Here is a 12,418-nt window from a genome sequence, read left to right as displayed (position 1 = left end):
CAACCTGCTGACCAACGACCCCATCTGAGAGGAGGAGGTCCCGATGGGATTCTCGAACCCACGCACACCGTGGTCGAAGCTGGCGCGCCGCCTCGAAGGCAAGGACATCCCGTCCTCCCCGGCGGACAAACAGCCTGCTGGCGAGAGCCCGGCAGGAAAACAGCCTGTCGACAAACACGCCGACGGCTCCGACGCCCCAGCGTTCTCCCGCCCCGACCGCTACCAAGTCTCGGTCGGCCCCGGCGGTTCGGACGGACGCAGCCGCTATCAGGAGCCGACAGGCGCCGGCAGCGCTCAGGAGCCGAACCGCGGACCGGGACTGCTGCGGAAGCAGGTCGACTGGGCGGAGCTGCATGTGCACTCCCAGTTCAGCTTCCTCGACGGAGCCTCCGACCCCGAAGAGCTCGTCGCCGCCGGTGCCGCCGCCGGGCTGAGCTCCCTGGCGCTGACCGACCACAACGGACTCTACGGCGCCGTCCGCTTCGCCCATGCCGCCGCCGAGGTGGGGCTGGACACCGTGTTCGGCTCCGAGCTGTCCGTGGGATTGCAGGAGAAGATCCCCGGCCAGACCGACCCCGATGCCACCCACCTGCTCGTCCTCGCCCGCAGCGTCGAGGGCTACCACCAGCTCTCTCAGATCATCACCGAGGCGAACCTGCGCGGTGAGAAGAACCGTCCGCTCTTCGACCTCGAAGAACTCGCAGCTGAAGACGGAGACTGGATGATCCTCACCGGCTGTCGCAAAGGACCGCTGCGACGAGCGTTGGGCGACGATGACGGCGGACTCAGCGCTCTGCGCGAACTCACCGCACTCTTCGGACCCGACCGGGTCGCCGTCGAACTCAGCCGGGACGGAACCCCGGATGACGACGAGAGGCTGCGCCACCTCGGCGATCTGGCCCAGCGGACGGGTCTGCCGATCATCGCCAGCAACGCCGTCCACTTCGCCACCCGGGCCGAGTGGAAGTCGGCTCAGGTGCGTGCCTCGGTGCGGTCGCGGAAGTCCCTGGACGAACTGGCCGGATGGCTGCCGGCGACGGCGAGCGCACGCATCCACACCGGTGAGGAGATGCTCGCACGCTTCCCTCGGCAAGCTGTGGACAACGCGGTGCGGATCGGTCGGGACGCCTCCTTCGTCCTCTCCTCGGCCCGCCCCGACCTGCCGAAGGCGCCGATGCCCGATGAGACCGAGGGGGAGACCTATCTGCGCGGCCTCATCGCCGAACGCGGTCGCACCCGCTACGGAACGAGAGCCGAGAACCCCCGAGCCTGGGAACAGCTGGACCGGGAGATGGACATGATCGCGCAGCTGGGGTTCTGCGGATACTTCCTCATCGTCTTCGACATCACCGAATTCTGCCGCCATATGGGCATCTTCTGCCAGGGGAGGGGATCGGCGGCGAACTCCGCGGTCTGCTACGTCCTGGGCATCACCGCCGTCGACGCCGTCAAACACGGACTGCTCTTCGACCGGTTCCTGTCCCCGGACCGCAAGGGGTACCCGGACATCGACATCGACATCGAATCCGGCCGCCGCGAAGAGGTCATCCAATACGTCTACGACCATTTCGGCCGTGACCGGGCCGCCCAAGTCGCCAATGTCATCACCTACCGTGCGAAATCGGCGATCCGGGACGCCGCCTTCAGCCTCGGCTATGCCCCCGGCCAGCAGGATGTGTTCTCGAAGTCGAGCAACCGGTGGTCGAGCCTGCCCGATGCCGAGGACTCACCGGTGCCCGCCCCGGTGCTCAAGGTCGCCGAGGATCTCCTCGGCTCACCGCGCCATCTGGGCATCCACTCCGGTGGGATGATCCTGGCCGACCGTGCCATCGGCGAAGTCGTGCCGATCGAGAAGGCGACGATGGGCCACCGCACCGTCGTCCAATGGGACAAGGACGACTGTGCGGCCATGGACCTGGTCAAGTTCGATCTGCTCGGCCTGGGTATGCTCACCGCCCTGCATGAGATGGTCGGGCTCGTCCACCGTCACACCGGGGTCCTCATCGACCGGGCGGAGATCGATGACGATGATGAAGCCGTCTACGAGATGCTCTGCCGCGCCGACGCGGTCGGGGTCTTCCAGGTCGAATCCCGTGCCCAGCTGGCCACTCTGCCCCGGCTGCGTCCGGAGACGTTCTACGACCTGGCCGTCCAGGTCGCCCTCATCCGACCGGGGCCGATCCAAGGCGGCTCCGTCCACCCCTATATCCGCAGACGGCAGGGCCTGGACAAGGTCGAATACCTCCACCCGCTGCTCGAGAAGTCCTTGGCCAAGACCTGCGGGGTCCCTCTGTTCCAAGAGCAGCTCATGCAGATGGCCATCGACGTCGGCGGGTTCACCGGGGCCGATGCCGACCGGCTGCGGCAGGCCATGGGCTCGCGCCGCTCGGAGAAGCGGATGGCCGAACTCGCCGAGAAGTTCCGCACCGGAGCGTTTGAGCGCGGAGTCGACGCGGAGACCGCCGAGGCGATCTTTGCCACCATCGCCGCCTTCGCGAACTACGGGTTCCCCGAATCGCACGCCATCAGCTTCGCGAACCTCGTCTATCAGTCCGCCTGGTTCAAATACCACCACCATGCGGCCTTCACCGCCGGACTGCTGCGCAGCCAGCCGATGGGCTTCTACTCCCCGCAGTCGCTCATCGCCGACGCCCGCCGGCACGGAGTGCCGATCCTGCCCGTCGATATCCGCCGGTCCCAAGCGGCCACGGACCTCGAACGGGTCTACCCCGGAAAACCGGGGCACACCCTCACCGAGGCGGCGCCCGGGAACGGGGGCGCAGCCTCGGCGGGGGAGCTGGGGATCCGTTTGGGACTGGACACGGTCGCCCATGTCGGCTCCTTCGCCGAGGTGATCGTGGGCGAACGCGACAACGCACCCTTCACCTCGGTGGCGGATCTGGCCGAACGTACCGGGATCGGCAAGCAGGCCCTGGAATCGCTGGCCACGGCCGGAGCCCTGTCCGGATTCGACCTCGACAGAAGGCAGGCGCTGTGGCTGGCCGGGGGAGTCGCCGGTGCCCATCCCGGGCTGCTGCCGGGAACGGCGAGCGTGGACTCGGCCCCGAGACTGCCGACCATGGACGCCTTCGACGTGACCTTGGCCGAACTCTTCTCCACCGGGATCACCGTCGACGGCTACCCCACGGAGATGATGCGCGAGACGCTGAGCGCCCGCGGATACTCATCGACGGCGGATGCCGCGAGTGCGGCGGACGGAACCCGGATGACGGTGGCCGCGATCGTCACCCACCGGCAGCGCCCGGCCACCGCCTCGGGGATCACCTTCATCAACCTCGAAGACGAATTCGGGATGCTCAATGTGGTGGCCACGGCCGGGCTGATGAAGCGCTTCCGCACGGTCGCTACCTCCCGCAACGCACTCGTCGTCACCGGCCTCATCCAACGCGGGGGAGACGTGGTCAGCCTTTATGCGCACAAACTCATCCCCCTGGAAGTGCAGCTGCCGACGAAGGCGCGGAACTTCCGGTGATCGTCGTTGCCGTGCACATATGACAGCGGCACGACACGGTGTGACGAAACATGACACATGATGACGCCAACATGACACACAGGCGGGTGCCAGCCGGCGAAAACGATGACAGTAGACACATCACATCGACCTCGACCGACAACACCGCCACCGCACTCACCCAGGAGAGTCACCATGACCCAGGCATTCGAAACCCGCCAGATCCATGCCGGACAGGTACCCGACCCGGTCACCGGTTCGCGCGCCCTGCCGATCCACCAGACCACCTCGTTCGTGTTCAACGACGCGAACCACGCCGCAGCGCGCTTTGCGCTGACCGATGTCGGCCCCGTCTACAGCCGCCTGACGAACCCGACGAACGAGGTCGTCGAGAACCGCATCGCCGATCTCGAAGGCGGCGTCCACGCTGTGCTCACCGCCTCTGGCCAGTCTGCGGCCTTCCTCGCGATCACGAACGTCGCCGGAGCCGGCGATCACATCGTCGCCAGCTCCAGCCTCTACGGCGGAACCGTCAACCTCCTCGACGTCACCCTGCGCAAGCTCGGCATCGACACCACCTTCGTCGACGTCGACGACCACGAGGCATGGAAGAACGCGATCCAGGACAACACCAAGATCCTCTTCGGCGAGGTCGTGTCGAACCCGCGCTCGGACATCCTCGACATCGAAGCGATCGCCGGAATCGCCCATGAAGCCGGTGTGCCGCTCTTCGTCGACAACACCCTGGCCAGCCCCTACCTCGTGCGTCCGATCGAACACGGCGCCGACGTCGTCCTCCATTCCGCCACGAAGTACCTCGGCGGCCACGGCAACTCCGTTGCCGGAGTCCTCGTCGACAGCGGCAACTTCGACTACGGCGCACAGCCGGAGAAGTTCCCCGGCTTCAACGAACCCGACGCTTCCTACAACGGACTCGTCTTCGCCCGCGACCTCGGCGCCGACGGACCCTTCGGAGCAAACGTGTCCTTCGGACTCAAGGCTCGCGTGCAGGGTCTGCGCGACCTCGGACCCTCGCTCAGCCCGACGAACGCATTCCTGCTGGCCCAGGGCATCGAGACCCTGAGCCTGCGCATCGAACGCCACGTGGAGAATGCGAACAAGGTCGCTTCCTACCTTGAGGCACACAGCCAGGTCGACCGCGTCGCCTACGCCGGACTCGAGTCGAGCCCCTGGAACCATCTGGCCAAGAAGTACCTGCCCAACGGTGTGGGTTCGGTGCTCGCCTTCGACATCGCCGGCGGATACGACGCGGCTGTGGCCTTCGTTGACGCCCTCGAACTGCACTCCCTGGTGGCGAACATCGGTGACGTTCGTTCGCTCGTCATCCACCCGGCTTCGACCACGCACGCTCAGCTCGACGAGGAAGCTCAGAAGGCCGCCGGAGTCAACCCTGCCCTGGTGCGTCTGTCCGTGGGAATCGAAGGCATCGACGACATCATCGGCGACCTCGACAAGGGCTTCGCAGCGGCAGCGGCGAAGGCGTCGGCCGCGGCCTGAGATGACCACCCAGAGCACCTCCGTCGAAAGGATCCTGGGCTTCGGCACGGACTCGGGGCACACCTTCGGCACGGTCGAGATCGCCTATGAGACCTTCGGCACCCTCAACGCCGACCGGTCCAATGCGATCCTCATCGAACACGCTCTGACCGGCGACACCCGCGTCACCGAATGGTGGGCGGGTGTCGTCGGGCCCGGGGAGGCCGTCGACACCGACAAGTACTTCGTGGTGTGTGCGAACTCCCTCGGGGGCTGCTCGGGCACGACCGGGCCGCAGTCGACCTACGATGACGGCCTGGCCTACGGCTCCCGGTTCCCTCGGGTCTCGATCCGCGACATGGCACGTCTGGAGCACAATCTCACCCAGATCCTCGGCATCGACTCCTGGGTCGCCGTCATCGGCGGATCCATGGGAGGTGCGCGAGCGCTCGAGTTCGCTCTGCTGGATTCCAGGAAGGTCCGCAAATGTGCGGTCATCGCCGCGCCGGCTTTCTGCGAAGCCGACCAGATCGCCTGGGCGATGATGCAGGAACGTGCGATCGAACTCGACGCCGACTACTATTCCGGTGACTATTCGGCCGTCGGCAGCTTTCCCAGCCACGGCCTCGGCCTGGCCCGGCAGATCGCGCATCTGACATATCGCAATGATGCCGATCTCAACGAACGCTTCTCCCGTCGGCTGCGTTCGGAGGACTACTACGAGGTGACCTCGTACCTCGACCACCAGGCCAAGAAGCTCACCGCACGGTTCGACCCGCACAGCTACATCGTGCTCACCCGCGCCCTGCGCGATCACGACGTGCGCCGAGGCCGGTCCTCCGACCTTACGACCGCACTGGCCGATGCCTGCACCGACAACCTCGTGGTCTCCGTATCCTCGGATCGGCTGTTCCCGCCGGAACAGGTGGGCACCCTCGCCGAGGCGCTGCCGGGGAGAGTCCGGCACCACATCATCGACTCCCCGGTCGGTCACGACGGGTTCCTCACCGAGACGGAGAAGATCTCGGCGGTGCTCGCCGACTTCCTCGCCGACTGAATCCGTCGGGACCCTCCGGCAGCGATCACAGTCGCCTGCCGACGACCCGAATCGTCCCAAGCACCAGAAGACCCCCGCAGACCGTTCGCTGCGGGGGTCTTCTGGTGTGCCCGAATCACGGGCCTGCGGTCACCTTGCGGCGGCCTTCGCCTTCTTCTTCGCGGCCTTGCGCAGCTGCTTCTCGTCGACCGGGAAGTCCTGACGAGCCCGCGCCCGACGGTAGTAGTCGGCGGCCTCGGCCTGACGCTCGGCTTCGACACCTGAGGCGATGGTGGCCCGACGGTGGACATCCGAGTAGCCGAATGCCTCGACGAGGTCGAGGGCATTGGCCGCGAGCTTCGTGCACAGACGGTTCAGCGTCTCGTTGATCTGGCGTGCACGCGACATCGGCAGGCGACCGTACATGAGGTGCCATGCCATATGCTTCTCGATCAGTCCGAGACCGTAGGTGTCACGCAGACGACGGAAGGCCTTGGCCTGATCGGCGTCGGTCTGCTCCTTCATCTTCTCGTCCAGCGCCTTCCACTTCTCGAGCTCGACATAGGCGCGTGCCATCTCGATGAGCTCATGCTGGTGGACGTTGAACAGATCGGCCGCCTGCGCGGCCGGCATCTTCGTCGCAGGCCGCAGCGCCTGAGCGACTCCGGCGACCATGACCTCCAGACGCGTTTCGAGCAGGGTTCGCTGCAGGCGTCCCGACCTGATCCGCTTGTCGCCGAGGTTCGGGGTCAGCGCATCCGAGATCGCCCGTCCGGCATTGGCCAGACCGGTGCGGTAGAGCGTATGTTCGGCGGCCTGGGTGCCGATGAAGCGGGCGGCTCCGCCGACGTCGAGGTTCGCGAATTCCTTGGCATAGTCGCCGAGGAGGCGCTTGGCCACGAGCTGCAGCAGCACCGTATTGTCGCCTTCGAAGGTGACGTAGACGTCGAGGTCGGCGCGCAGCCCCACGAGGCGGTTCTCCGCCATGAATCCGGCACCGCCGCAGGCTTCACGGCATTCCTGGATGACGTCGAGCGCCATCCAGGTCGAGTCGGCCTTGAACGCAGCCGCCCGGGTCTCGAGCAGAGCCCGGTTCTCCTCGGAGTCATCGGCTCCGGCGAAGACCTCTTCGAAGGAGGTCAGCAGCTTCTCGTGCGCGAACGCCGAGGCGTAGACGGCGGCGAGGGCCGGCATGAGGCGACGCTGATGCTGGCCGTAGTCGAGCAGAGTCGTCTCGGCGTATTCATCGCCGGCCGTGAACTGCTTGCGCTCGAGTCCATAGCGCACGGCGATGTCGAGGGCGATCTTCGATGCGACCACGGAGGCGCCGTCGAGCGAGACCCGGCCCTGGACCAGGGTGCCGAGCATCGTGAAGAAGCGGCGTCCCGGCGATTCGATGGGGGAGGAGTACGTGCCGTCGGCGGTGACGTCTCCATAGCGATTGAGCAGGTTGGTGCGGGGGATCCGCACGGAGTCGAAGGCGAGGCGACCATTGTCGACTCCCTTGAGCCCGCCCTTGTAGCCGTCGTCTTCGATCGAGACTCCCGGCATCGGCTCACCGGCCTCGTCGCGGACGGGCACGAAGAAGGCATGCACCCCGTGCTTGACACCCTTGGTGATGAGCTGAGCGAAGACGACGGCGGCCCGGGCATCGCGGGCGGCGTTGCCGATGTACTCCTTCGTTGCGGCCCGGAAGGGGGTCTCGATGACGAACTCTTCGGTCGCCTCATCGTATGTGGCGGTGGTCGCCACGTTCGCCACATCGGAGCCGTGCCCGATCTCCGTCATCGCGAACGAACCCAGCAGCCGGCCGGACTGAGCGTCGAGCAGCCATTTCTGATGCTGCTCCTTATTCCCGAGGTGGAGGATCGCGCCGCCGAAGAGTCCGAACTGGACGCCGGCCTTGATCTGGAGGCTGGGGTTTGCGGTCACGGTCTCTTCGAACCCGGCGACGTTCGTGGCGTGTTCGTTCTTTCCGCCCATCTCCGGTGACAGCCCTGTCATCGGCAGTCCGGTCTCGCCCATCATCATGACCCCATCGAGGGTCTTCGCCCGTGCGGTGTCGAGATCATCGGCCGGATCGTCATGGGTCGACGACGCTTCGGCCAGGGTCCGCCCGAGTCGGCGAGCTTCTGCCCAATGTCCGTCGAGGACGTCGTTGATGGCTTTCGGGTCAAGAGACAGCTTCATTGTTCTACTCCTCGTTGTTCGGGCAGGGTTGCCCAGAGCCAATGGGTGATGGTGGTGGCGAATTCCTCGGGCCGGTCCGGTCGGGACAGCCACGTCTCGGTGGCGGCGCGGACGAAACCGATCGCTCCGGCCGACCACAGCCGAGCCTGCTCCCCGCTCAGGTCGAGGCGTTCGGCCAGCTGCCCGGCAACGGAATTGAAGAAACCGCCGGTCTCCTCGGGCGCGAACCGGTTGACCGCGGTGTCGCAGAAGCGATACACGTTCGGGGAGTTCGCTGCGAGGGTGACGAAGGCTCGGATCATCGCGGCCAGGGAGTCCTCCGCCGCGGGTGAGCTCTTGCCCTTCGCCGAGGCGGCCGCGGCCTCGTCGAGAGACCGGACGATGACGCCCATCGCCCATTCGCCCATGGCCGCCTGGAGTCCCGCCCGGTCGGTGAAGTATCGGTAGAGCACCGACTTCGACGTCCCGGTGGCGTCCGAGATCTGCTCCATCGACATATCGTCGCCGTATTCGTCGACGACGAGCCGCACGGAGCGCAGAAGTTCGCGACGACGCTCGTCGCGATGCTTCTGCCACCTCGTCGAGCGACCGTCTGTGATCGATTTCATGTAACCGACAGTATCAGGTACTGTCGGTATCGGCTAAATCAACCACTCGGAGGTGCACATGTCCGCTCCCAACAACCGCGCCGTCATCCTCGGCGGCAACCGAATTCCCTTCGCCCGCTCGAACAAGCAGTATGCGAAGGCCACGAACCTCGATATGCTCACCTCGGCCATCGACGGGCTCGTCGCCCGCTTCGGACTGGCCGGAGAGAACATCGGCGAGGTCGCCGGAGGTGCAGTCCTCAAGCACTCGAAGGACTTCAACCTCACCCGGGAAGCCGTGCTCGGCTCCGCCCTGGCACCGACGACCCCCGCCTTCGATCTCGGACAGGCCTGCGCCACCGGCCTGGAAGCCGTGGTCAGCCTCAACAACAAGATCAATGCCGGGCAGATCGAATCCGGAATCGCCTCGGGCGTCGATTCGACATCCGACGCGCCAATCGTCGTCAACGATTCGATGCGCGAGATCCTGCTCGAACTCACCCGTGCGAAGACGATGGTGCAGAAAGCGAAGATCGCTTCCCAGATCCGCCCCGCCTACCTCGCACCACAGGCTCCGAGCACGGGCGAACCGCGCACGGGCTTGAGCATGGGCGAGCACCAGGCGATCACCACCGCCGCCTGGGGCATCAGCCGACAGGCTCAGGACGAACTGGCCGTGGCCTCGCATAAGAACCTCGCTGCGGCATGGGAATCGGGCTTCTTCGATGACCTCACCACCCCGTACCTCGGGGTCAGCCGCGATACGAACATGCGTGCCGACTCGACCGTGGAATCCCTGGCGAAGCTCAACCCCGTCTTCGGCAGGAAGCTCGCTGCCGAGGCGACCATGACCGCCGGCAACTCGACTCCGCTGACCGACGGCGCCTCCTCGGTGCTGCTGGGCAGTGAGGACTGGGCCGCCGAACACGGGTTCACCCCGCTGGCTCGCCTCGTCGATGCCGAAGCCGCCGCCGTCGATTTCGTCGACGGCGACGAAGGCCTGCTCATGGCTCCTGCCTACGCGGTTCCGCGGCTGCTGGCACGCAACGGCCTGACCTTCGATGACTTCGATGTCTTCGAGATCCACGAAGCCTTCGCCTCCACCGTGCTCTCGCACCTGGCCGCCTGGGAATCCGAAGAGTTCTGCAAGGACAAGGTCGGACTCGATGCGGCACTGGGCACCATCGACCGTGACAAGCTCAACCCCTTGGGTTCGAGCCTGGCCGCCGGACACCCCTTCGCCGCCACCGGCGGACGCATCATCGCCAGCACCGCCAAGCACCTGAAGACCACCGGCAAGAAGCGTTCCCTGGTCTCGATCTGCGCTGCAGGCGGACAGGGACTCACCGCGATTGTGGAGGCAGCATGAAAGACACCTATCTCTCCCTCGTCAACGGACCGCTGAAGCAGGTCGCCAAGACCCTCGGTCTGCCGCAGCCGGTCGAACTCAACCGCTTCGGCTCCACCCCGGCGTCGTATGAGAACAAGCCGGTCCTCGTCCTCGGCACCGGACCCGGAGCCCAGGGCTTGGCCGATCAGCTGCTGGAGAACGGACTCGAGGTCCGTCGCAACGCTCAGACGGGTGAGAAGCTGCGGGCCGTCATCGCCGTCCTCGACGATGCACAGTCCCCGGCCGACCTGTCACCCGTCGTCCTCGAGATCGGCGCCGCTCTGCGTTCACTGGACGCCTGCGGTCGCGTGATCACCATCTCGACGGCACCGGATGCGCAGAACCAGACACCGGAGCAGGCCGCCACAGCCCAGGGCATCACCGGCTTCACCCGGTCGGTCGCCCACGAGATGCGCGCCGGTGCGACGGCCAACGGAATCCTCCTCGACGGCGTCGACCTCACCGCCCCTTCGGTGTCTGCGGCCCTGTGGTTCCTGCTCTCGGGCAAATCCGCCTATGTCTCCGGCCAGTTCCTCACGGTGTCCTCGGACGCCGGGCAGCGACTGAGCCTGGACGAATTCATGTCCACCGGTGACGCCGGCCCGCTGGCCGGACGCACCGCCGTGGTCACCGGTGCCGCACGCGGAATCGGAGCTGCGATCGCCGAGAATCTCGCCCGTGACGGCGCCTACGTCATCGGCGTGGACATGCCGCAGGCCGGTCAGGCGCTGGCCCAGGTGATGAACCGGATCGGCGGCAAGTCGCTGCAGCTCGACATCACCGCGGCAGACGCCCCGGACAAGATCACCGAGGCGCTCGGAGCGCCCGTGGACATCCTTGTCCACAACGCCGGCATCACCCGCGACAAGATGCTGGCGAACATGGACGCGGCCAAATGGGATTCGGTCATCGCGGTCAACATCGCCGCGCAGACGATGATCAATGCGCGCCTGGCGGAGAAGGGACTCTTCGCCGACGGCGCCCAGGTCGTCTCCCTGGCCTCGACGTCGGGAATCGCCGGAAACCGCGGTCAGACGAACTACGCAACCTCGAAAGCCGGAGTCATCGGGCTCACGGCCGCCTCGGCGGAGGACTTCGCAGCCCGCGGGGGAGCGATCAACGCTGTCGCACCCGGCTTCATCGAAACGGATATGACCGCGAAGATGCCGACTCTCACACGACAGGTCGCGCGCCGCCTCTCGAGCCTGCAGCAGGGCGGCCAGCCGGTCGACGTCGCCGAAGCCATCGGCTTCCTCGCTTCCAGCGGTGCCCGCGGCATCAACGGGCAGACCCTGCGCGTATGCGGTCAGAACATGGTGGGTGCATGATGGCGGATTCGATGCTTCCCATCTATGCCCGTGCCCTGCTCAAGACCCTGCCGGTGGGCCCGCGCACCGGTCCGGAGCTGCCGGAACATGCCATCGATCGCAGCATTCCGCTCGAACCGGTCGCCTACGCAGGATTCGCCCACGTCGTCGGCCACGGTCTGGACGATATCGTCCACCCCGGCTACCTGCACATCCTCGGCTTCCCGCTGAGCATGCAGCTGCTGGCCGACCCCGAAGTGCCGCTGCCGATGATGGGGATGGTCCACATCCACAATCGCGTCGATATGCATTCGCAGGCCCGCCTCGGCGAGGTCGTGGACTTCCACCTCGAGCTCGCCGGTCCCTTCGAGCACACGAAGGGCACCACGATCGAGGTTCGGCTCGAGGCGAAGGTCGACGGTCGTCCCGTGATGGACGAGGTCTCGACGTACCTGGCCAAGGGGCGGAAGCTCTCCGGAGCCAAGCCGAAGGCACAGGTGCCCCACCTCGAGTTCACGGCGCCGCAGCCCAGTGCACTGTGGCGTCTGGATCCGATCATCGGTCAGCGCTATGCGAAGGTCTCCGGTGACTACAACCCGATCCACCTCAACGGTCTGGCCGCGAAGGGATTCGGATTCCCGCGGCAGATCGCCCACGGGATGTACAGCGCCTCCCGAGCGTTCTCGGCGATGGATCCCCGGCTCGAGTCCTACCGCTGGGATGTGTCCTTCGCGAAGCCGATCCTGCTGCCCGGAACGGTCGGCTATGCACTGACCGAGGGCCGTCGTCACGAGGCTGCGCAGTCGGCCGTCTTCGACCTGAAGAACGGCAAACCGCACGTCCTCTCGCGGGTGGCACACCTCGAATGATGGCCCGAAAAGTGCAGTGCGTCACAAAAGCCGATTTCGATTTGTCGACGCCGTTTCGCGCATGTAGAGT

The 12,418-nt window shown here is 66.2% G+C and carries 8 protein-coding genes; 6 read left to right on the top strand and 2 right to left on the bottom strand.

The window, feature by feature from the left end:
• The first annotated feature begins 43 nt into the window (after positions 1–43).
• The 3 genes from ACSBQT_RS04295 to metX all read left to right on the top strand — a co-directional run bounded on the left by ACSBQT_RS04295 (position 44) and on the right by metX (position 6,026).
• Positions 44–3,493 (top strand): error-prone DNA polymerase, encoded by a 3,450-nt coding sequence (locus ACSBQT_RS04295; RefSeq protein WP_435000979.1) that lies wholly within the window; start codon positions 44–46, stop codon positions 3,491–3,493.
• Between the two features lie 174 nt (positions 3,494–3,667).
• Positions 3,668–4,990 (top strand): O-acetylhomoserine aminocarboxypropyltransferase/cysteine synthase family protein, encoded by a 1,323-nt coding sequence (locus ACSBQT_RS04290; RefSeq protein WP_435000978.1) that lies wholly within the window; start codon positions 3,668–3,670, stop codon positions 4,988–4,990.
• Position 4,991: 1 nt separating this feature from the next.
• Positions 4,992–6,026, top strand: coding sequence for a homoserine O-acetyltransferase MetX (gene metX, locus ACSBQT_RS04285; protein WP_435000977.1), 1,035 nt, complete (start codon positions 4,992–4,994; stop codon positions 6,024–6,026).
• A gap of 129 nt (positions 6,027–6,155) precedes the next feature.
• Here metX and ACSBQT_RS04280 read toward each other — a convergent pair whose 3' ends face one another.
• Both ACSBQT_RS04280 and ACSBQT_RS04275 read right to left on the bottom strand, forming a co-directional pair.
• Complete coding sequence (locus ACSBQT_RS04280) at positions 6,156–8,195, bottom strand: acyl-CoA dehydrogenase family protein (protein ID WP_410709961.1); 2,040 nt, start codon at positions 8,193–8,195, stop codon at positions 6,156–6,158.
• The gene (locus ACSBQT_RS04275) at positions 8,192–8,803 is read right to left on the bottom strand and encodes a TetR/AcrR family transcriptional regulator (protein WP_410709962.1); all 612 of its coding nucleotides are present in this window, start codon (positions 8,801–8,803) and stop codon (positions 8,192–8,194) included. The genes ACSBQT_RS04280 and ACSBQT_RS04275 overlap by 4 nt, the downstream gene beginning before the upstream one ends.
• Positions 8,804–8,861: 58 nt before the next feature.
• On the opposite strand from ACSBQT_RS04275, the gene ACSBQT_RS04270 reads away from it, so the two are divergent.
• From ACSBQT_RS04270 to ACSBQT_RS04260, 3 genes are read left to right on the top strand one after another with little or no spacing between them, the layout of a single operon-like run.
• The gene (locus ACSBQT_RS04270; RefSeq protein WP_410709963.1) at positions 8,862–10,151 is read left to right on the top strand and encodes an acetyl-CoA C-acetyltransferase; all 1,290 of its coding nucleotides are present in this window, start codon (positions 8,862–8,864) and stop codon (positions 10,149–10,151) included.
• The gene (locus ACSBQT_RS04265; protein WP_435000976.1) at positions 10,148–11,500 is read left to right on the top strand and encodes a 3-oxoacyl-ACP reductase; all 1,353 of its coding nucleotides are present in this window, start codon (positions 10,148–10,150) and stop codon (positions 11,498–11,500) included. Before ACSBQT_RS04270 ends, ACSBQT_RS04265 begins: the two co-directional genes overlap by 4 nt.
• Positions 11,497–12,348: a MaoC family dehydratase gene (locus ACSBQT_RS04260; RefSeq protein WP_410709965.1), complete on the top strand. Its 852-nt coding sequence runs from the start codon at positions 11,497–11,499 to the stop codon at positions 12,346–12,348. The genes ACSBQT_RS04265 and ACSBQT_RS04260 overlap by 4 nt, the downstream gene beginning before the upstream one ends.
• Positions 12,349–12,418: the final 70 nt, after the last annotated feature.

The sequence above is a fragment of the Brevibacterium sp. H602 genome (assembly GCF_051172395.1).
Taxonomy (GTDB): domain Bacteria; phylum Actinomycetota; class Actinomycetes; order Actinomycetales; family Brevibacteriaceae; genus Brevibacterium.
The sequence above is the reverse complement of the archived record's forward strand: the minus strand, read 5'-3'. Positions and strand labels throughout refer to the sequence as shown.

What these genes read in the sequence shown, in the direction of transcription:
- ACSBQT_RS04295 (WP_435000979.1), top strand. Translation starts at nt 44, where the DNA reads ATGGGATTCTCGAACCCACGCACACCGTGGTCGAAGCTGGCGCGCCGC.
- ACSBQT_RS04275 (WP_410709962.1), bottom strand. Translation starts at nt 8,803, where the DNA reads ATGAAATCGATCACAGACGGTCGCTCGACGAGGTGGCAGAAGCATCGC.
- ACSBQT_RS04280 (WP_410709961.1), bottom strand. Translation starts at nt 8,195, where the DNA reads ATGAAGCTGTCTCTTGACCCGAAAGCCATCAACGACGTCCTCGACGGA.
- ACSBQT_RS04265 (WP_435000976.1), top strand. Translation starts at nt 10,148, where the DNA reads ATGAAAGACACCTATCTCTCCCTCGTCAACGGACCGCTGAAGCAGGTC.
- ACSBQT_RS04290 (WP_435000978.1), top strand. Translation starts at nt 3,668, where the DNA reads ATGACCCAGGCATTCGAAACCCGCCAGATCCATGCCGGACAGGTACCC.
- metX (WP_435000977.1), top strand. Translation starts at nt 4,992, where the DNA reads ATGACCACCCAGAGCACCTCCGTCGAAAGGATCCTGGGCTTCGGCACG.
- ACSBQT_RS04270 (WP_410709963.1), top strand. Translation starts at nt 8,862, where the DNA reads ATGTCCGCTCCCAACAACCGCGCCGTCATCCTCGGCGGCAACCGAATT.
- ACSBQT_RS04260 (WP_410709965.1), top strand. Translation starts at nt 11,497, where the DNA reads ATGATGGCGGATTCGATGCTTCCCATCTATGCCCGTGCCCTGCTCAAG.